Source organism: Roseateles sp. P5_E4 (genome assembly GCF_054049255.1).
On the sequence record NZ_JBFUMS010000001.1, the window covers coordinates 603,640 to 622,802 of the forward strand.

Genomic DNA, 19,163 nt, shown 5'->3' on the forward strand with positions numbered 1-19,163 from the left:
CGCCATGGAAGGCGGAGGCATTGGGGCCCTGCTTGCCCTGCTCGTGCTCTTTCTGCCGACCTTGTTGAGCGGCGTGCATGTCATCAAGCGCGAGCAGCCACGCATCTGGCTGCTGGTGTTCTGCGGCATGCCCGTCTTCGGCCCGTTGCTCTACTGGCTCTGGCCGGTCGGCGGCGCGTCGCGGCCGCGGAGATGAGTGAGGCACTTGCGCGGCTGGCCTACCAGGCTGCGCTGTGGCTACTGACCCCCTTCTACCTGCTGCGGCTGTGGCGGCGCGGCGCCAAGGAGGCGCTGTACCGGCATGCGGTGGGTGAGCGGCTGGGCTTCTACAAATCAGCCGCCGAGCCAGGCCGACTCTGGATTCACGCCGTCTCGCTGGGTGAGACACGCGCGGCCAGCGCCCTGGTCGACGCCCTGCGTGCCCGTGACCCCGCGCTCAAGTTCCTGCTGACGCACTCCACCGCCACCGGCCGCGAGGCCGGTCAAGCCCTGCTACGCGAGGGCGACGCCCAGGCCTGGCTGCCCTATGACACGCCTGGCGCCGTGCGCCGCTTCCTACGCCATTGGCGCCCGCGCCAGGGTGTGCTGATGGAGACCGAGGTCTGGCCGACGCTGCAGCGTGAGGCCGAGAAGGCCGGGCTGCCCATGGTGCTGGCCAACGCGCGCCTGTCGGAGAAGAGCCTGCGCCAGGGCCGGCGCCTGGCGGCACTGATGCGGCCGGCGGCGCGCCGCATGACGCTGGCCCTGGCCCAGACCGAGGCCGACGCCGAACGCATCCGCGCGATGGGCATGGCCCGCGTCGAGGTGGCCGGCAACCTGAAGTACGACATCGCGATGGACCCGGCCCTGATCGCCCGCGGCCAGGCTTGGGCCGCCCTCCTGGACCGACCCGTGCTGATGCTGGCCGTCAGCCGCGAGGGCGAGGAAAAAGCGCTGCTCCACGATTGGGTTAAGCTGCCTGCCCCTCGTCCGCTGCTGGCCATCGTGCCCCGTCACCCCCAGCGTTTTGACGAGATTGCGGCGCTCATTCAGGCTGCCGGCCTGACGCTGGCGCGCCGCAGCCATTGGGGCGATGAGCCGCCGCCCGAGGCCCTCACCGTCGACGTCTGGCTGGGCGACTCCATGCGCGAGATGCCGCTGTACTACGGCCTGGCCAGCGTCGCGCTGCTCGGCGGCAGTTTCGCGCCGCTGGGCGGCCAGAACCTCATCGAGGCCGCGGCCTGCGGCTGCCCGGTGCTGGCGGGGCCGCACACTTTCAATTTCGCCGAGGCGGCGGAGCTGGCCATTGCGGCGGGCGCGGCCCGGCGCTGCGCCGATCTGCCTGAAGCTGTTGGCCAGGGCGTGGCGCTGTGCCAGCATGCTGCCGCGCGGCAGGACATGTCGGCGCACGCGAAAACTTTTGCTCGCGCCCACCAGGGCGCAGCCGACCGCATGGCGGCAGCCCTTCTTCCTCTCCAGCACCCGAGATGACTTCGACACGCCTCGCCGCCAGAACGCGCTGGACGCTGCACTTCCTGTTCGTGCTGTCGGGCTGCCCGGCGTTGATCTATCAGTCGATCTGGACTCACTACCTCGGCCTGACGCTGGGCCATGCGGCTTACGCCCAAACGCTGGTGCTGATGATGTTCATGGGCGGCATGGCGGCGGGCGCCTGGGGCGTCAGCCGCATGACCGGGGCGCTGCGTCGCCCCATCGCCGCCTACGCCGGCGCGGAAGCGCTGATCGGTGTATCTGGCTTGGTGTTCCATTCCGTTTTCGTCGCATACAGCGCCTTCAGCCAGGACCGCGTGCTGCCCGCCCTGGGCAGCGCCGACGCGGCCACCACCTGGCAGTGGCTGAGCGCCGCCTTGTTGATCGCACCACAGACCGTCCTGCTCGGCGCCACCTTCCCGCTGCTGGCCGTGGGCGTGTTGCGCCTGCCGGGCAGTGGGCAGAGCCAGACCCTCGGCGGCCTGTATTTCACCAACGGCCTCGGTGCGGCGCTGGGTGCGCTGATCGCCACCTTTTACTTGCTTCCTGCGTTCGGCATGCCGGGCGCTCTCAAGGCCGCGGGTTTGCTTAACCTCGTGGTGGCAGCCGTCAGCGCGTGCCTCGGCCTGGCCTTGCGCGAGGGCCGTGCGGCCATCCCCGTGCCGGGGCACGACGCGTCAGCTGGCACTGGCCCCGGTCGCCTGCTGCCCGCTTTGCTGACCGCCACCTTCCTGTCCAGCGCGGCCTCCTTCGCCTATGAGCTGGGATGGGTACGCATGCTCAACCAGGCGTTGGGCAGCAGCCTGCACAGCTTCGAGCTGATGCTGGCCGCTTTCATCGCTGGCCTGGCCCTGGGCGGGTTGTGGGTGCGGCACGTGGGCGACCGCATCGCCGACCTGGTGCGGTATGCCGGCTTCGTGCAGGTGGGCATGGGGTTGTGCGCAATGCTGTCGATAGCCCTGCTCGGCAACGCCTACTACTGGGTGCCGCCTCTGCTGGAAGCGCTCGCGCGCAGCGATGGAGGCTATGTCCTCTACAGCGTGGCAACGGCCGCCATCGCCATGCTCATCATGGCGCCAACGGCCTTCCTCGCCGGCATGACGCTGCCCCTGTTCACTGCCGCCTTGCTGCGCCGCGGTGGCGGCGAACGCGCCGTCGGGCAGGTCTACGCAGCCAACACGCTGGGCGCCATCCTGGGCGTGCTGGCCGCGGCGCATGGGTTGATGCCCTACCTGGGGGTCGGCATGACACTGCTGGCGGCCGGCGCCTTGGACCTCGCCGTCGGTCTGGCGCTGCTGCGCGCGCTGAGTCCCGGCCGTTGGACACCGGCAGTGGTCGTTGCGGCGGGTGTTGGAGCTACCGTGTTGGGCGGCATGATGCAGTGGGGCCTGCCGGACCCGCTGCTGCAGTCCGCCGGCGTCTTCCGCTATGGCAATACCGACATGAGTGGCCGCGAATTGGTGTTCTATCGCGACGGCGCGACAGCCAGCATCTCCGTGGTCAAGCAGCCCGGCGCCGTCGTGCTCGCCACCAACGGCAAGCCCGACGCCAGCCTGACCGGGTCGAGCTCCCCCCCTACGCCTGACGAGATCACGATGCTGATGCTGGGTGCGCTGCCCCTGGCCACGCATCCCGCCCCTCAAGAGATTGCCGTCATCGGATGGGGTTCCGGCCTGAGCACTCACACGCTGCTGGGGTCGCCGGTGCCGCAGCGGGTCGACAGCATCGAGATCGAACATGCGGTGTGGGAGGCCTCGTCCCAGTTCCTGGGACGCAACGGCCGCGCCTATGGCGATGGCCGCTCGGAGGTCCACTTCGAGGATGCCCGGGAATTCTTTGCGCGCGGTCAGCGGCACTACGACGTCGTCGTCTCCGAGCCGTCCAACCCCTGGGTCAGCGGTGTGGCCAGCCTGTTCACGCAGGAGTTCTACCGCGGCGTGAAGCGCAGCCTGAAGCCGGGGGGCCTGCTGGTGCAATGGGTGCACAGCTACGAGATCTCGGACGAACTGCTGGCCCAGATGCTGGCTGCCCTGCTCGAGGAATTTCCGGGCAGCGAGATCTACGCGGCCAACGCCGTCGACCTGATCATCCTCGCGCCGCTGGACCGGCTGGAACCGCTCCGCGGCGAGCCCTGGCGCTATCCCGAACTCGCGGCGGAACTGCGCCGCGTCGGCCTCTCGTCTCCTGCCGACCTGGCCGTGCGCCGCCTCGGCGGGCCGGCCGTGCTGCGCACCTACATACGCCTGCAGAAAGCCAAGCCGCATTCAGACTACTTCCCCACCGTCTCGCTTTTTGCTCCCCAGCAGCGCTTCCGCGGCAGTCAGGCGAATCTGCTGGAGCGGCTTGCTGCCGATGGGGTTCCGGTGCTGCAGGTGCTGGACTGCCGCCAGACCTGGCCGGTGACGGCACATATCACGCCGGACGCCAACCATCCCTTGCTGAAAGCGCGCCAGGAAGCCCTGTGGGCGGCGGAGCGTTTCGACGGCAGTGGCCCGGGCCAGCCTGAGGGCGCGGGCCAGAGCCGCCTGATCGACGCGCTGCGGACGCAACGGCTGCCAGGCACGCCGCTGGATGCAGACGCCCTGGTCGTCTACGCCGCCAACCTGGCCCAAGCCACGCTCGCCCACGTCACTGCGGCGGAACAGCATGGCCTCTGGGACCCGGTGGCCTGGCGCAAGGCGCGGCCGGACCTGCCCGACGGCGTCATGGAGCTGCTGACGCTCTACGACGCCGCTGCGCGCGGCGACTGGCGCGTGGTCGACAAGGCTGCTGAACGCATCCTCGATGGGACCGTCCAGCCGAGCCCCGCGGGCCTGAAGGAACAGGTGCTGATGCTCAGCATGCTGGCGGGTCTGGCCCAGGGACAGCCCGATGCACTGCAGACCCGCGAAGCCCGCTGGGGGCAGCAGATCCCCGTGGCAGCCTTTGGCGACATGCGGCGTTTCATCCAGGCATGGGTGGCCGGCAAGGAACCGGTCTGCGCCGCACGGCCGGCCGGCAAGGCATCGCCATGACGACGTATGCCGGCCAATGCCTGTGCGGCGGTGTGCAGCTGACCGCCCGCGGTGAGCCGCTGCGCGTCGGCATCTGCCACTGTATGGACTGCCGCAAGGAGAGCGGCTCGGCCTTCACCTTCTACGCCGTCTGGCCAGCCGGTCAGTTCGAGCATCAAGGCGACACCGCTGAGTTCCGCGGCCAGCGCTTCTGCCCTCGCTGCGGCTCGCGGCTGTTTTCCCTCGACGACCAGGAGGCCGAGATCAAGCTCGGCATCCTGTCGCAGGCGCCCACGCCCCTCGTGCCGAGCTACGAGCTCTGGGTCAAGCGCCGCGAGCCCTGGCTTCAGGCCGTCCCGGGCGCCGAGCAGTTCGACGAGAACAGGGGCTGAGCCCCGGGATCAACTGCCCTGGGTCCAGCCGCCGCCCAGCGCCTTGACGAGTTGCGCCGTCGCCGCCCATTGCGCGCCGCGCAGCTGGGCCAGCGCGCGCTCGGTGGCGAGCGGCGTGCGCTCGGCCTCGGTCACGTCCAGATAGCTGACGGCGCCCTTGTCATAGCGGCTCTTGGCCACGTTCAACGCCTGGCTGCTGGACGCCAGCGTGCGGTTCTGGGCGTCCACGACGGTCGCGCGCCCCTGCAGTTCGGCCAGCGCGTCGTCGACCTCGCGCAGCGCCTGCAGCATGCGGCCACGGAAGGCGGCGAGCGACTCGTCAACCGAGGCCTTGGCACCCGCCAGATTGGCCTTGTTGCGCCCGCCCTCGAAGATCGGCAGCGAGATGCTGGGGCCGATGTTGTACAGGCGTGCCGGCGCAGAGATCAGGTCGCCCAGCTCCTTGCTCTGGTAGCCGAAGCTGCCGGTCAGGCGGATGGACGGGTAGAAGGCGGCCTCGGCAATGCCGACCTGGGCCGTCGCGGCATGCAGCTGGGCCAGGCTCTGCGCCAGGTCCGGGCGGCGTTGCAGCAGCTCGGCCGGCAGGCCGGCGCGGATCTGCGGTGGTGCCGGCATCGGTGACGCCCGCAGCTTCAGCTCGGCGGCGGCCTGGCCGGTCAGCGCGGCGATCTGGTTGGCCACCAGCGCCTGGCGGCGCGGCAGGTCGGCCACGTCGGCGTCGGCCGAGGCCAGCTCGGCGCGCACGCGCTCCAGGTCCTGTGTCGTCGACGAGCCGGCGTCGAAACGGGTCTGCGCGACCTTGAAGGCGTTGGCGCGGCTGTCGCGCAGGCGTTGCAGGGCCGTGGCCTCATCGGACAGTGCGCGCCACTGCCAGTAGGCGGCGGCAACGTCGGCCGTCAGTGCGACGCGGGCAGCGGCGGCGTCAAGTGTGGAGGCATCCAGCTGGGCTTGCGAAGCTTCGGCCTGGCGCTTCACCCGGCCCCACAGGTCCAGCTCCCAGCCGATGGACGCCTGGATGCCGGTCTGGGTGCCGTCGAAGGTGATGGCCTGGCCGCCCAGCACCGGCGTCGTGACCGACTTGGCGGACGTGCGCAGGTTGGTGACGCTGCCGCCGACGTCGACACGCGGCAGCTCGTCCGCCTTTGTCGCGCCATACACGGCGCGGGCGCGTTCGACCCGGGCGGCCGCGGCCGCCAGCGTCGGGCTGGCCTGCAGGGCCTGCGCTTCGAGCGCGTTGAGCTGGGCGTCGCCGAACATCAACCACCAGTCGCGCTGCAGTTCTGCGCCGGCGACAGGCGCGGCGGCGCGATAGGCCGCAGGGGCATTGGCAGCGGGTGCCTGGTAGTTGGGGCCCAGCGTCGTGCAGGCGGCCAGCGCCGCCGCGGCGACGAGGGTGAAAACGGTCTTGAGTTGGATCATGTTGATCTCCCGATTCAATGTGCGGCTTCGGCGGTGCCTGCGCCACCGAGCACCTTCTTGCTCATCCAGACGATGACGACACAGCTGACGAGCGCGATGCCAAGGATCAGGAAAGCGTCGTTGTAGGCCATGACGAAGCTGTCGCGGCGCACGACGTTGTCAAGCGCCTTGATTGCCATGTCCTGGGCCGTGGCGAGGTCGGCGCCCTTGCTGGCGAAGTTCTGCGCCAGCGTGTCCAGGCGGGCTTGCGTGGCGGGGTCGTAAAGGCTGATGGACTCGCCGACGCGGGCGCTGTGCAGGTGCTCGCGGTTGGTCAGCAGCGTGGCCAGCGTGGCGATGCCGACCGAGCCGCCGAGGTTGCGCATCATGTTGAACATGCCCGAGGCGCTGGGCAGCAGGTTGGGCGGGACGCCGTTCACCGCGAAGTTGGTCAGCGTGATCATGATCAGCGGCTGGCCCAGGGCGCGCACGATCTGCGCGAACAGCAGCTCGGGGCCGGCCGTGTCGGCGCTCATGTGGGTGTTCATGAAGCACGACGTGGCGAACAGCGCCAGGCCCACGCTCATCATCACGCGGTTGTCCAGCTTGGTGGACAGCTTGGCCGCGAACGGCATGATGAAGAGCTGCGGCAGGCCCATCCACATGATGACGATGCCGATCTGCATCGGCGTGTAGCTGGCGATCTGGCCCAGGTACAGCGGCAGGATGAAGGCCGAACCGTACAGGCCCATGCCGGTCGCAAACGCAATGACGCCGGCGATCAGGAAGCTCGGGCGGCCGAGGATGTGCAGGTCGATGAAGGTGTTCTTGCGCGTCAGGCCGCGCCAGGCCCAGCCATAGATGCCGCCCACCGCCAGCACGGCGGCCGTGATGATGAAGGGGCTTGAGAACCAGTCCTTGGCATTGCCCTCTTCCAGCATCGCGGTCAGCGAACCCAGGCCGACGGCCATGAAGACGACGCCCCACCAGTCCACCTCACGCAGCAGCCGCAAGTTCATCGGCTCCTTGTCCAGGCCGATGCTGACGCCGAGCATCAGCAGGATGCCGGGTGCCCAGTTGATGTAGAAGATGCTGGGCCAGCCATACAGCTCGGTCAGGTAGCCGCCCACCGTGGGGCCAAGCGTCGGCGCGAGCGTGGCGGTCATGCCGAACAGGGCCAGGCCGATGGGGCGCTTGTTCAGTGGCAGCTTGCGCGTGACCAACGTCATCGCCATCGGGATCATGACGCCGCCGGTGAAGCCCTGGGCCGCGCGGAAGGCGATCATGCTTTCCAGGCTCCAGGCCATGCCGCACAGCGTGCTGAAGATCAGGAACAGCGCGACGTTGACGACCAGGTAGCGGCGCGTGGAGAACACCATCGACAGGAAGCCCGCGAGCGGGATGACGACGATCTCGGCGACCAGGTAGGCGCTGGAGATCCAGGAGCCCTCTTCCTGCGTGGCCGACAGCGCACCGAGGATGTCGCGCAGTGAGGAGTTGGTGATAGCAATGTCAAGCACCGCCATGAAGGCGCCCAGCAGGCTGGCCAGCACGGCCAGCCAGGTGCGGCCACTGACCTTCTGGTCAGGCGGCGGGGGGAGGTAGTTTTCGTTGCCCATGTCAGGCTTACTCGGAAATTTCGACTTCCACCTGCACCGAGAGGCCCGGCACGATGCGTGTCGCGGCTTCACCCAGGCTCTTCAGGCTCTCGGGCTCGAACACGACCTTGACCGGCACGCGCTGGACGATCTTGGTGAAGTTGCCGGTCGCGTTGTCCGGCGGCAGCAGCGCGAAGCTGGCGCCCGAGGCCGGGGCAAAGCTGTCGACATGGGCTTCCAGTTCCTTGCCCGGGAAGGCGTCGACCTTCACGTGCACCTTCTGACCCGGCTTCATCTTCGCGAGCTGGGTTTCCTTGAAGTTGGCGGTGATCCAGACCTCGGGCTCGACGATGGCCGCCAACTGCTGGCCGGCCTGCACGCGCTGGCCGACCTCGACCGTGCGCTTGCCGACGCGGCCGTCGCTGGACGCGCGCAGCTCGACATAGCCAAGCTGGTTCTGAGCGTCCTTCAGCAAGGCCTGCGTCGCACTCTTTTGCGCGTTGGCCGACTGGCGCGCGCTCTCGGCGGCGGCGATGGCTTCCTTGGCGGCCGAGGCGCCGGCCTTGCGGGCGGTCAGGTCGGCGCGGGCCACGTCGCGGGCGGCAAGCGCGGCATCCAGTTCCTGCTTGCTCGTGGCGCGCAACTCGGCGCCGAACAGCGCCTGGCTGCGCTTGGCATCCAGCTCGGTGCGGGCCAGCACGCTCTCGGCCTGGGCGACCTGCGAGTTCGTCACCGCGGCCTGGGCCTTGGACTGGGCGATCTGCGCAGCCGTCGTTGCGATGGCCGCGTCGGCCTGCGCGATCTGGGCCTTCAGGCGCTCGATCTGCACGGCGGCGTCGGACGGGTCCAGGCGCAGCAGCACGTCGCCGGCCTTGACCACGGCGTTGTCCTGCATGCGCATCTCGGTGACGACGCCGGCCACGCGCGTGGCGACCGGGTGCAGGCGGCCGGCGACAAAGGCGTTCTCGGTCTCGACGAGATGCTGTGCGCGCCACCACATGCGGCCACCCAGGCCGATGCCGCCGATCAGCAGGATCGCGCCGACGATGAGCAGGGGCACGGGCGGGCCGCTCTTGGCAGGCTTCGGGGCAACGGTGTTGTCTTGCGGTGCATTCATGACAGGGTTTCCTTGTTGTTGCTTGAGGTTGTTCTAGGGCTGAGGCGGCCCATGCCGCCAGACTGGAATCGCTGCAGCGCGGCCACAACCTGGCCTTCGTTGCTCATGACAAAGGGGCCGTGGCGCACGACGGGCTCGAAAAGCGGCCGGCCGCAGAAGCAGGCCAGGCGCAGCGCCTCAGCGGCCACGATGCGGGCGCCGCCACCGACGGACACGCTCAGGGCGCGGCCGGTGGTCAGTGGCAGCTCGCCGGTGTGGCCGCTGCCGTGGATGGGGATGGCAAAACCCTGCTCGCCCTCGGGCAGCACGAAATCGAAGGCAGCGCCGGCGTCAATGTCGACCAGCACCAGCGAGGTCGACCAAGGCAGGTCCAGCCCGGTGTCGGCGCTGAAGATCTGAATGGCGCGCCAGCCGTCACCCACGCGGCGCGGCATCTGCTCGGCAGCAAGCCGCATGACGGTAGGCGCGCGCAGCTTCTGCTCGGCGGGCAGGTTGACGAAGATCTGCAGGCCATGGGCTTCGCGGCCCGCCTCGATGGGAAATTCGTCATGCATGACGCCCCGGCCGGCCAGCGTCCAGTGCAGGCCACCCGGCAGGATTTCATGCTCGCCGCCCAGCGAATCGCGGCTGACCATGCCGGTGGCCGAGTCATCGAAGAGATAGGTCACCGCCGAGAAGCCTGCATGCGGATGCGGCGCAAACGCCGGCTCGGTCATGCGGAAGTGGTCGACCATGATGAAGGGGTCGAGCAGCGCCAGCGGCTCGCGCCAACCCTCGGCCTGGAAGCCGGCGCCGATGCGGTGCCTTTGGGGCTGGAGAAGACGGGCGGTTGACATGGTGGCCGCGACTGTAGAGAGTTCCATTTATGGCGAATAGCCACAAAACTCAAACTCACCGTTCCGGAAACGAAACGAAACCAAACGAGAAACAGCGAGATAAACGACGCCATGAAGATCGACGACCTCTTGCTGCTGGCCCAGGTTCACAAGGCGGGATCGCTGTCCGAGGCCTCCCGCCAGCTCGACCTGCCCAAGGCAACCTTGAGCCGGCGCCTCACGGCGTTGGAGACCTCGGTAGCCGCCCGCCTCTTTGTGCCCGGCGCCAGCCGGCTGACGTTGACGGAGCTGGGCGAGCAACTCGCCGAACGCGCTGCCCGCCATGAAGAGGACATCGCCGAGACGCGCGAATGGCTGGCCTCACGCGATGCCACGCCCACAGGGCGACTGCGCGTGTCCGTGCCGGCCGAGTTCGCGATGCTGGTGTTGGCGGAAAGCTTTGCGCGCTTCGTACGCCGCTACCCCAAGGTGGAGCTGGAGGTGGACACGACGCCGCGCCGTGTCGACCTTTTCAACGAGCCCTATGACGTGGCCGTGCGCATGGGCCCGGTGGACGAGCCCGACCTGGTGGCGCGCCAGTACATGCTGTTGGAGCGAGGCCTGTATGCCAGCCCGGTCTATCTGCAGGCCAGGCCCGCACCGCAGACGCCTGCAGACCTGGCCGAGCATGACTTCGTCGTGCTGACCCAGGGCAAGGGCATGTACCGCACGCTGCAGAACGGCAAGCAGACGGCCGAGGTGCATCCGGTTGGCCCGCTGGAAGCGAACTCCATCGGCCTGGTGCTGTCACTGACGCGCGCCGGCGGCGGGCTCGGCAGCTTTCCCTTCGGCATGGTGGCGTCGGACATCGCAGCGGGCACGCTGGTGGCGGTGCTGCCCGAGTGGCGCTTCGAGCCCCTGCCCGTGACGCTGCTGACGGCCAGCCGCCGGCTGATGCCGGCCAAGACGCGCGCCTTCATCGACCACCTGTTCGAGACCGTGCCCGAATGGGCGCATGTGAAGGGCGTGCTGGGGCCGGACGCGACGCCGCGGCGCAAGCCCTGATCAGGCGCCGGCCGGCCGCGCCACCTCCACCGCCGGGGCGGCGTACTCGACCTGTTCGATGCGAGCGATGAAACGCGAGGCCGGCCTGGTGCTCAGTTCACCTGGGCAAAGAAGCTGCGGATGTCATCGATCAGCAACTGCGGCGCATCCGTTGCGGCGAAGTGGCCGCCCTCCGGCATCTCGGTCCACTGGCGGATGTTGCTGTGCGAACGCTCGGCAAAGGCCCGCACGGAGCGAAAGTCGTTCGGGAAGGAGGCGACCGCGGTGGGCGCCGCGTTGGGCAGCTCGCGGTAGCCGGCGCCAGTGCGGGCGTTCTCCAGATAGAACTCGGCCGCCTGGCCGCCGGTGGCCGTGAACCAGTACAGCGACACATGCGTCAGGAAACGCTCGCGATCCATCGTGGTGGCGGCCTCGCCCTCGAAGCCGAAGAAGAGCTCGGCATTCCAGGCCAGCTGCGCGACCGGTGAATCGACCAGGCCGAAGCCCAGCGTCGCCGGCCGCTTGGACTGGATCTCGGCGTAGCCGTTGTACTTCTGGAAGCGCGCCAGGTTGCCCAGGCCGGCCTTCTCGAAAGGCGACAGCTTCTCCATCTCACCCGGCGCGCCGCTCGGGAAGGCAAAGATCTGCTGCAGGTGCACGCCCACCAGCCCTTGCGGATTCAGGATGCCCAACTCGCGGGTCACGAGCGCGCCGGCGTCGCCGCCCTGCGCGCCGTAGCGCTCATAGCCGAGGCGCTTCATCAGCACATTCCATGCGGCGGCGGTGCGGGCGGCGTCCCAGCCGGGCCCCGCCAGCGGCGACGAGAACGCGAAGCCAGGCAGCGACGGGATGACGAGATGGAAGGCCTGCGCGGGGTCGAGGCCATGGGCGCGCGGGTCGCTCAGCGGGCCGATCAGGTCGAGGAACTCGGCCACCGTGCTGGGCCAGCCATGGGTGAGGATCAGCGGCAGCGCATGCGGCTCGGGCGAGCGCACGTGCAGAAAGTGGATCGTCTGGCCGTCGATCTCAGTGGTGAACTGCGGGTGGCGGTTCAGCGCGGCTTCCTGCTGGCGCCAGTCGAAGCCGTTCAGCCACTGGTGGGCCAGTTCACGGACGAAAGCGACGGGCTGGCCGCGGCTCCAGTCCTGCGCCACGGCCTGCGGCCAGCGCGTCTGGCGCAGGCGCTGCTTCAGATCGTCGATGGCGGCTTGCGGGATGTCGATGTGGAAGGGGCGGATGGCAGCGGTCATGGTGGGCTCCAGGTGAGGTGAATCGATGGAACCCAGTGTCCGCAGCGGTCGGTTTGGGGTCTTGTAAAAACCCGCCACGGGGCGCTCGCATTTCTTCATCCACCGGCTGTCCGGAAGCTGTCGCCAGGGCGGCGGCTCTCGTCACACAATGACCGGCGCCGCCTCCCGCGCGGCGGCGTACTTCCAAGACTCAAGGAGCCGCACATGAAAAGGATTTCCCAGCTCAACGCCATCGCGCTCACGGCAGCCCTGCTGCCAGCCGCCGGCTTCTGCGCCGAAACGGCGACCGCACACCCCGGCCAGCACCCGGCCCACTGGACTTACAGCGGCGTGACCGGGCCGGCCAAATGGGCCAGCGTCGACGAGAAGTTCGGCACCTGCGCGATGGGGCAGACCCAGTCGCCCATCGACATCCGCACCACCGACGTCCAGTCGGCTGCCCTGCCCGCGATCAGCTTCGACTACAAGCCCACGCCGCTGAAGATCATCGACAACGGCCACACCGTGCAGGTCAACATCGCGCCGGGCAGTTCGATCACCGTCGGCGACAAGCGCTACGAGCTGCTGCAGTTCCACTTCCACAAGCCCAGTGAGGAACGGGTGAACGGCAAGGCCTATCCGCTCGTGGCTCATCTCGTTCACAAGAGCGAGGACGGCAAGCTGGCCGTCGTGGCGGTGTTGATGGACAAGGGTGCCAGGCTGCCGCTGATCCAGGCCGTGTTCGACAACCTGCCCAAGGCCAAGGAGCAGGAGTCCAGCGTCGCCGGCCTTGGCATCGACCTGAACGCCCTGCTGCCCGACAACCGCGCCTACTACAGCTTCGCCGGCTCGCTGACGACGCCGCCCTGCAGCGAAGGCGTCAGCTGGTTCGTGCTGAAGACGCCGGTGCAGGTGTCTGCCGAGCAGATCGCCCGCTTCGGCCGCGTCTATGCAATGAACGCCCGACCCGTGCAGCCGCTCAACGGCCGGGTCATCCAGGTCAGCCAGTGAGCGGGCGGGCGCTGCTCAGGCGCCCGTCTCCAACAAGGCCCGCAGGCCGGCCTCGTCGAGCACGGGGACGCCGAGGCTGCGGGCCTTCTCCAGCTTGCTGCCGGCCTCCTCGCCGGCGATGACGTAATTCGTCTTCTTCGACACCGAGCCGCTGACCTTGCCGCCCGCCTCCTCGATCAAGGCCTGGGCCTCGTCGCGCGAGAGTGTCGGCAGCGTGCCTGTCAACACCAGCGTCTTGCCCAGCAGCGGCCGCGGCCGGTCGTCGGCCTCGCCCGCGCTTTCCTTCGGTTGGACGCCAGCCGCCAGCAACTGCTCTACAACCTCGACGTTGTGCGGCTGCGCAAAGAACGTGTGGATGCTGGCCGCGACGATGGGGCCGACATCAGGCACTTCGAGCAATTGCTCGACGCTGGCGTTCATCAGCTTGTCCAGCGTGCCAAAGTGCCGCGCCAGCTCCTTGGCCGTCGTCTCGCCAACCTGGCGGATGCCGAGCGAAAACAGGAAGCGCGCGAGCGTGGGCGTCTTGCTCTTCTCCAGCGCGTCGACGATGTTCTGCGCGCTCTTCTCGGCCATGCGGTCCAGCGCTGCCAGCTTGGCGACGCCCAGCTTGTAGAGGCCCGGCAGGCTCAGCACGATACCGGCGTCGACGAGTTGCTCGACCAGCTTGTCGCCCAGGCCCTCGATGTCCATCGCGCGGCGGCCGGCGAAGTGCAGCATGGCCTGCTTGCGCTGGGCCGGGCAGAAGACGCCGCCCGAGCAGCGGTGATCCATGCCGCCACGCTCGCGCACGACCTCGCTCTTGCACACGGGGCAGGCGCGCGGCATGTGGAAGTTGGGGACGTAGCTGGCGCGCTCGCCGGGCACGCGGCCGACGACCTCGGGGATCACGTCGCCCGCCCGGCGGATGATGACCTTGTCCCCCACGCGCACGCCCTTGCGGCGCATCTCGAAGACGTTGTGCAGCGTGGCGTTGCTGACGGTCGTGCCGCCGACGAACACCGGGTCCAGCCGCGCCACCGGCGTCAGCTTGCCGGTGCGACCCACCTGCACGTCAATGGCCAGCAGTGTCGTCACCTGCTCCTGGGCCGGGTATTTGTGGGCCACGGCCCAGCGCGGCTCGCGGGTCTTGAAGCCGAGCCTCTGCTGCAGCTCGCGAGAATTGACCTTGTAGACGACGCCGTCAATGTCGAAGGGCAGATCGTCACGCGCAGCCGCCACGCGCTGATGGAATTCGACCAGGCCCGCCGTACCGGCTGCGACCGTGCGCAGCTTGTTGACGGGCACGCCGAAGTCGGCCAAGGCATCGAGCAGGCCCGACTGCGTCGCCGGCAGCGCCCAGCCCTGCACGTCGCCGATGCCATAGGCGTAGAAGCTCAGCGGCTTGTCGCGCGCTTGGCGCGAGTCGAGCTGGCGGATGGCGCCGGCGGCCGTGTTGCGCGGGTTGACGAAGGTCTTGTCGCCCTTGGCACGCTGGCGCTCGTTCAGCGCCTCGAAGGCGTCGCGTCGCATATAGACCTCGCCGCGCACCTCCAGCACCGGCGGGGCGTCACCTTTCAAGCGCAGCGGGATCTGGCCGATGGTGCGCACGTTGTGCGTGACGTCCTCGCCCGTCTCGCCGTCGCCGCGCGTGGCGGCCTGCACCAGCACGCCGGCTTCAAAGCGCAGGTTGATGGCCAGGCCGTCGAATTTCAGTTCGGCGTTGTAGTCGACCAGTGCGTCGCCCTCCTTCAGCCCCAACTCGCGGCGTACGCGGGCGTCAAAGGCGATGGCTCCGCCTTCGGTCGTGTCGGTCTCGGTCGTGATCGACAGCATGGGCACGACATGGCGCACCGGCGTCAGCCCCGGCAGCACGGCGCCGATGACGCGCTGGGTGGGCGAGTCCGCCGTCAGCAGCTCAGGATGGGCGGCCTCGAGGGCCTGCAGCTCGGCAAAGAGCTTGTCGTACTCGGCGTCCGGCAACTCGGGCGCATCGAGCACGTAGTACTGGTGGGCGTGATGGTTCAGCTGGGCGCGCAGATCGGCGGCGCGGGAGGCGGGGGCGGCGGTCATGGGGGCATTTTGTCGCGGTCGGACAATCCGTCGCATGAGCTCCCGTGTCGATTTCCTGCACGCCGGCCCCGCTGTCGGTTTCGACCAGCCCTTCGAGATGCTGGCCGCCTGCCACGAGCGCGTGCGCCGCAGCCTGGACCTGCTGCAGCGCCTGCATGCACATGTCCAGCAGCATGGCGTGGACGCCCAGGCGCGCGACGCTGCGGCCGATGTGCTGCGCTATTTCGACCGCGCCGGCCCGGCTCACCACGAAGACGAGGAGCGTCATGTGCTGCCGCGGCTGCGCAGGGCTGGCCTGACGGATCTGGCCGATCGACTGCACGCCGACCACGTCGAGATGGGGCGACTGTGGGCGCTGTTGCGCGAGCCTCTGCTCGCATGGACCGGCGGAAGAACCGCGCCTCTTGATGCCAACGTGTTACTTAACTACACAATTCTCTATCAGACCCATTTGGCAGCCGAAGACGATCAAGCATTCCCCATCGCCCAGTCCAATCTGGACAAAGCGTCCCTCTCCAAGATTGGAGAAGAGATGGCATCGCGTCGGAAATCGCCCTGAGTCACCTCGCCGCCGCCGAATGTTCTAGGGATTTTTCTCGTTGATTGGTAGTTTTCCTACATTTAAATTACCGCCGTCTGCCTAGAGTCGCAGCACTTTCCTGAACCAGGAAAGGCGGCCAGGGCAAGCAGTCGATTGGCCGAACCCAGCCGCCCCATGACGAGGGCGGCGGTCGACCCACATCACGGAGACAACACCCATGCCATCGCTGCTGCCCGCGAGCTTCCGACTCGCCCCTTCTCTCTCGTTCGCGCTCGCACTGAGCGCCGCCCTCGCCTCACCGGCCCACGCGCTGAACCCCAACTCGACATCGGTCCAGATGTTCGAGTGGGCTTGGCCCGACATCGCCACCGAATGCACCCAATGGCTGGGCCCCAAGGGCTTTGGCGGCGTGCAGATCTCGCCGCCCGGCGCGTCCAAGAACGCCAATGGCTGGTGGGGCGTCTACCAGCCCGTCAACTACGCCAACCTGACCAGCCGCATGGGCACGCCTGGGCAGCTACAGACCATGATCAACACCTGCCACACGGCCGGTGTGCGGGTCTATGCGGACATCGTCGTCAACCAGATGGCCGACGGCAGCGGCACGGCCACCGACGGCTCGACCTGGAACGCGGGCACGCTGAGCTACCCGTTCTTCAGCGCCAGCGACTTCCACGCCAACTGCAACATCGCCGACAGCGACTACAACTCGCCCTCGGGCCGCTGGGCGGTACAGAACTGCCGCCTCGGCGGCCTGCCTGACCTGTCTACCGAAAGCAGTTATGTGCAGGGCCAGATCGTCAACTACCTGAAGGCCCTGCTGGCCATGGGCGTGGACGGCTTTCGCATCGATGCGTCCAAGCACATGCCGGCCGGCGCCTGGACGTCGACCATGAACGCCGTGAAGGCCGCCTACCCGACGACGCTGCAGGGCGAGCCGATCTGGGTCACGCAGGAGATCATCAACGACGGCGAGGTGGACCGGCCGAGCTACTTCCCCGTAGGCACGCTCAACGAGTTCCAGTTCACGGCGGCGATGCGCGACATTTTCCGAAACAACAACGGCCTGAATCTCGCCAGCATCCCGAGCGTGATGGGCACCTGGGGCAACTGGGGCGGCAGCTGGGGCTTCATCCAGCCGCAGAACGCAACCGTCTTCATCACCAACTGGGACACCGAGCGCAACGGCGGTTCGCTGAACATCAACAACAACGGCGGCGCCGATGCGGCCGGGCAGCGCTACACGCTGGCACACATCTTCATGCTCGCCCAGGGCTATGGCGAGGCGCAGCTTTATTCGGGCTTCAAGTTCACCGACACCGGTGCCGACCGGCCGGGCGCCAGCCCCTACAGCGGCGGCGCGCCACAGATCAACGTCGTCTGGGACTTCGCCCACCGCTGGACGCCGCTGGCGAACATGGTGGCCTTCCGCAATGCCAGCCTCGGCCAGGCGCAGCAGAACTGGATCGTCGGCAACAACGGCAACCAGGTCGCCTTCAGCCGCGGCAATGTGGGCTTCGTCGCGCTGAACAACAGCGGCAGCGCCTGGACGCGCAGCTTCGCCACGGGCCTTCCCGCCGGCACCTATTGCAACGCCATCAACGGCACCAAGAACGCGGCCGGCACCGGCTGCACGGCCGACTCGGCGACGGTGGATTCCAGCGGCAACGCCAGCATCACGGTGCCGGCCAACAGCGGCAGCCCCACGCCGGCCGTGGCCATCTACACCGGGCAGAAGACCAGCGGCGGCGGCGGCAGCAGCTGTGCCGTGACCTTCACGATCGCCAACGCCAACACGGTGATGGGCGAAAACCTGCGCGTCGTCGGCAACGTCAGCGGCCTCGGTGCCTGGGCGCCCGGCTCGGGCTTCGCGCTGACCATCCAGGGCTCGGGCGCCAATGTGCCGTGGACGGGCACCGTCAGCCTGCCCGCCGGCACGGCGATCCAGTACAAGTACGTGAAGTGGAACGGCTCGTCGGCCGTCTGGGAAAGCAATCAAGCCACCGGCAGCGGCAACCGCGAGTTCACGAGCTGCGCCAGCGGTTCGCAGGCTCGCAGCGACGGCAACTTCAAACCTTGAGAGACGACGCTCCGACGTGGCGCAGGAAGCGTCGCGAGCGGGCTCAGGTGGGGTCGAGCAGCACAGCCGTACACCCGTACGGCGCGCAGCACAGGCCCCAGATGTGCCCGCGCAGTAGCTTCATGCGCTACGTCGGGTGATCATGACCTGGTCCACGCGGTAGCTGTCCACGTCAACCACCTCGAAGCGCCAGCCTTCCCACTCGACGACATCGGTGCGCCGCGGAATGCGGCGCAGCATGACCATCAGGAAGCCGGCCAGCGTGTCGTAGGTGCCGGCATGCGGCCAGCCCTCGATGCCGAGCGACCGCTCGACATCCGGGATGGGCGTGATGCCGTCGGCCAGGAATGAGCCGTCCTCGCGGCGCACGATCTGTTCCTCGTCGTGCGGCGCGACCAGGCTGCCCATCACCGTGTTCATCACGTCGTTCAGCGTGATGACGCCCACCACGCGGCTGTACTCGTTGACGACGACGGCGAAGTCCTCATGCGCGTCGCGAAACTGCGTCAGCATCTCGGACAGCGTCAGCCGGTCGGGCACGATCAGCACTTTCTTGACCAGCACGCCGCCATCTTCGCGCAGCGACAGTTTCTCGTCGCGCAGCACACGCTGGAACAGGTCGGTTGCGTCCACGTAGCCGACGACCTGGTCGACGTCGCCGTCGCAGACGACGTAAGTCGAGTGGGGCGTGTCGGCGATGCGGTTGCGGATCAGCACGTCGTCGTCGTCGCGCGAGAAGAAGACGATGCGCTCGCGCTCCGTCATCACCGTCTCGACGGTGCGCGTGTCCAACTCGAACACGTTGGCGATGACCTGCTGCTCCTCGTCCGCGACGACGCCGGCCTGGTAGCCGGCCTCGGTCAGCGCGAGGATGTCGCGGTAGCTGATGGTCTCGTCACGCTTGGCCGGCAGGCCCAACACGCGGATCAAGCCCTCGGTGATGCCGCTGAACAACCAGGCCAGGGGCTTCAGCACGCGGCACAGGGCCAGCATGGGGCCTACCAGCGTCATGGCGACGCGCTCCGGCTCGTTCATCGACAAGCGCTTGGGCACCAGGTCGGCCAGCACGATAAAGAGCGATGTGATGCTGATGAAGGACGCGGCAAAGCCCAGCGTCGCGGCCAGTTCGGGTGAAACGACGAGACGAAGCGCCGCTTCGAAATGCGGCGTGAACGCACCCTCGCCAACGATGCCGGCCAGGATGGCGACCGTGTTGACGCCGATCTGCACGACGGTGAAGTAGTCGCCCGGGTGTTCCTGCACAGCCAGCACCTTGGCTGCGCGGGCATCGCCGGAGTCGGCGCGCTGCTGCAGGTTGAGCCGCCGCGAGGCCGCCAGTGACAGCTCGGCCATCGAGAAGAAGGCGCTGGCGGCGATGAGGGGGGCAATCAGCAGCAGGCTGGTGGTCAAGCGCCGAGTCCGAGGT

The 19,163-nt window shown here is 68.3% G+C and carries 15 protein-coding genes; 8 read left to right on the forward strand and 7 right to left on the reverse strand.

Annotated elements, in window-relative coordinates:
• Positions 1–4: 4 nt before the first annotated feature.
• Genes ACXJLH_RS02590 through ACXJLH_RS02605 form a run of 4 tightly spaced genes read left to right on the forward strand, consistent with a single transcriptional unit; the run spans position 5 to position 4,855 of the window.
• A complete protein-coding gene (locus ACXJLH_RS02590) occupies positions 5–196 on the forward strand; it encodes a hypothetical protein (protein WP_056202207.1) in 192 nt (63 codons plus the stop codon).
• Positions 193–1,470, forward strand: coding sequence for a 3-deoxy-D-manno-octulosonic acid transferase (locus ACXJLH_RS02595; RefSeq protein WP_457442381.1), 1,278 nt, complete (start codon positions 193–195; stop codon positions 1,468–1,470). The genes ACXJLH_RS02590 and ACXJLH_RS02595 overlap by 4 nt, the downstream gene beginning before the upstream one ends.
• Positions 1,467–4,484: a fused MFS/spermidine synthase gene (locus tag ACXJLH_RS02600; RefSeq protein ID WP_457442382.1), complete on the forward strand. Its 3,018-nt coding sequence runs from the start codon at positions 1,467–1,469 to the stop codon at positions 4,482–4,484. The genes ACXJLH_RS02595 and ACXJLH_RS02600 overlap by 4 nt, the downstream gene beginning before the upstream one ends.
• The gene (locus tag ACXJLH_RS02605; protein ID WP_457442383.1) at positions 4,481–4,855 is read left to right on the forward strand and encodes a GFA family protein; all 375 of its coding nucleotides are present in this window, start codon (positions 4,481–4,483) and stop codon (positions 4,853–4,855) included. Before ACXJLH_RS02600 ends, ACXJLH_RS02605 begins: the two co-directional genes overlap by 4 nt.
• 9 nt (positions 4,856–4,864) lie before the next feature.
• Here ACXJLH_RS02605 and ACXJLH_RS02610 read toward each other — a convergent pair whose 3' ends face one another.
• Genes ACXJLH_RS02610 through ACXJLH_RS02625 form a run of 4 tightly spaced genes read right to left on the reverse strand, consistent with a single transcriptional unit; the run spans position 4,865 to position 9,831 of the window.
• Positions 4,865–6,274 carry an efflux transporter outer membrane subunit gene (locus ACXJLH_RS02610; protein WP_457442384.1) on the reverse strand — a complete coding sequence of 470 codons (1,410 nt, stop codon included), beginning with the start codon at positions 6,272–6,274 and terminating at the stop codon, positions 4,865–4,867.
• Positions 6,275–6,288: 14 nt separating this feature from the next.
• On the reverse strand, positions 6,289–7,872 hold the full coding sequence (locus ACXJLH_RS02615; RefSeq protein ID WP_457442385.1) for a DHA2 family efflux MFS transporter permease subunit: 1,584 nt from the start codon (positions 7,870–7,872) through the stop codon (positions 6,289–6,291).
• A 7-nt stretch (positions 7,873–7,879) separates the two neighbouring features.
• The gene (locus ACXJLH_RS02620) at positions 7,880–8,968 is read right to left on the reverse strand and encodes an HlyD family secretion protein (RefSeq protein WP_056202193.1); all 1,089 of its coding nucleotides are present in this window, start codon (positions 8,966–8,968) and stop codon (positions 7,880–7,882) included.
• Complete coding sequence (locus ACXJLH_RS02625; protein ID WP_457442386.1) at positions 8,965–9,831, reverse strand: pirin family protein; 867 nt, start codon at positions 9,829–9,831, stop codon at positions 8,965–8,967. Before ACXJLH_RS02625 ends, ACXJLH_RS02620 begins: the two co-directional genes overlap by 4 nt.
• A gap of 84 nt (positions 9,832–9,915) precedes the next feature.
• Between ACXJLH_RS02625 and ACXJLH_RS02630 the strand changes: the two genes are divergently transcribed.
• Positions 9,916–10,848 (forward strand): LysR substrate-binding domain-containing protein, encoded by a 933-nt coding sequence (locus tag ACXJLH_RS02630; RefSeq protein ID WP_457442387.1) that lies wholly within the window; start codon positions 9,916–9,918, stop codon positions 10,846–10,848.
• Positions 10,849–10,940: 92 nt separating this feature from the next.
• On the opposite strand, the gene ACXJLH_RS02635 is transcribed toward ACXJLH_RS02630, so the two are convergent.
• Positions 10,941–12,077, reverse strand: coding sequence for an epoxide hydrolase family protein (locus ACXJLH_RS02635; protein ID WP_457442388.1), 1,137 nt, complete (start codon positions 12,075–12,077; stop codon positions 10,941–10,943).
• Positions 12,078–12,281: 204 nt separating this feature from the next.
• Here ACXJLH_RS02635 and ACXJLH_RS02640 point away from each other — a divergent pair, with 204 nt between their 5' ends.
• Complete coding sequence (locus ACXJLH_RS02640; protein WP_457352748.1) at positions 12,282–13,067, forward strand: carbonic anhydrase; 786 nt, start codon at positions 12,282–12,284, stop codon at positions 13,065–13,067.
• Between the two features lie 15 nt (positions 13,068–13,082).
• Here ACXJLH_RS02640 and ligA read toward each other — a convergent pair whose 3' ends face one another.
• Positions 13,083–15,116, reverse strand: coding sequence for an NAD-dependent DNA ligase LigA (ligA, locus tag ACXJLH_RS02645; RefSeq protein ID WP_457442389.1), 2,034 nt, complete (start codon positions 15,114–15,116; stop codon positions 13,083–13,085).
• Between the two features lie 34 nt (positions 15,117–15,150).
• Between ligA and ACXJLH_RS02650 the strand changes: the two genes are divergently transcribed.
• The gene (locus ACXJLH_RS02650; RefSeq protein WP_457442390.1) at positions 15,151–15,675 is read left to right on the forward strand and encodes a hemerythrin domain-containing protein; all 525 of its coding nucleotides are present in this window, start codon (positions 15,151–15,153) and stop codon (positions 15,673–15,675) included.
• Between the two features lie 199 nt (positions 15,676–15,874).
• Positions 15,875–17,737 (forward strand): carbohydrate-binding module family 20 domain-containing protein, encoded by a 1,863-nt coding sequence (locus tag ACXJLH_RS02655; protein WP_457442391.1) that lies wholly within the window; start codon positions 15,875–15,877, stop codon positions 17,735–17,737.
• 120 nt (positions 17,738–17,857) lie between these two features.
• On the opposite strand, the gene ACXJLH_RS02660 is transcribed toward ACXJLH_RS02655, so the two are convergent.
• Positions 17,858–19,147, reverse strand: a complete 1,290-nt coding sequence (locus tag ACXJLH_RS02660) for a hemolysin family protein (protein WP_457442392.1) — start codon at positions 19,145–19,147, stop codon at positions 17,858–17,860.
• Between the last annotated feature and the right edge of the window lie 16 nt (positions 19,148–19,163).

Excerpts from the sequence above, each read along its gene's own strand:
- ACXJLH_RS02625 (WP_457442386.1), bottom strand. The coding sequence starts at position 9,831 with ATGGAACTCTCTACAGTCGCGGCCACCATGTCAACCGCCCGTCTTCTC.
- ACXJLH_RS02590 (WP_056202207.1), top strand. The coding sequence starts at position 5 with ATGGAAGGCGGAGGCATTGGGGCCCTGCTTGCCCTGCTCGTGCTCTTT.
- ACXJLH_RS02600 (WP_457442382.1), top strand. The coding sequence starts at position 1,467 with ATGACTTCGACACGCCTCGCCGCCAGAACGCGCTGGACGCTGCACTTC.
- ACXJLH_RS02650 (WP_457442390.1), top strand. The coding sequence starts at position 15,151 with ATGAGCTCCCGTGTCGATTTCCTGCACGCCGGCCCCGCTGTCGGTTTC.
- ACXJLH_RS02610 (WP_457442384.1), bottom strand. The coding sequence starts at position 6,274 with ATGATCCAACTCAAGACCGTTTTCACCCTCGTCGCCGCGGCGGCGCTG.
- ACXJLH_RS02620 (WP_056202193.1), bottom strand. The coding sequence starts at position 8,968 with ATGAATGCACCGCAAGACAACACCGTTGCCCCGAAGCCTGCCAAGAGC.
- ACXJLH_RS02630 (WP_457442387.1), top strand. The coding sequence starts at position 9,916 with ATGAAGATCGACGACCTCTTGCTGCTGGCCCAGGTTCACAAGGCGGGA.
- ACXJLH_RS02605 (WP_457442383.1), top strand. The coding sequence starts at position 4,481 with ATGACGACGTATGCCGGCCAATGCCTGTGCGGCGGTGTGCAGCTGACC.
- ACXJLH_RS02635 (WP_457442388.1), bottom strand. The coding sequence starts at position 12,077 with ATGACCGCTGCCATCCGCCCCTTCCACATCGACATCCCGCAAGCCGCC.
- ligA (WP_457442389.1), bottom strand. The coding sequence starts at position 15,116 with ATGACCGCCGCCCCCGCCTCCCGCGCCGCCGATCTGCGCGCCCAGCTG.
- ACXJLH_RS02595 (WP_457442381.1), top strand. The coding sequence starts at position 193 with ATGAGTGAGGCACTTGCGCGGCTGGCCTACCAGGCTGCGCTGTGGCTA.
- ACXJLH_RS02615 (WP_457442385.1), bottom strand. The coding sequence starts at position 7,872 with ATGGGCAACGAAAACTACCTCCCCCCGCCGCCTGACCAGAAGGTCAGT.
- ACXJLH_RS02640 (WP_457352748.1), top strand. The coding sequence starts at position 12,282 with ATGAAAAGGATTTCCCAGCTCAACGCCATCGCGCTCACGGCAGCCCTG.
- ACXJLH_RS02655 (WP_457442391.1), top strand. The coding sequence starts at position 15,875 with ATGCCATCGCTGCTGCCCGCGAGCTTCCGACTCGCCCCTTCTCTCTCG.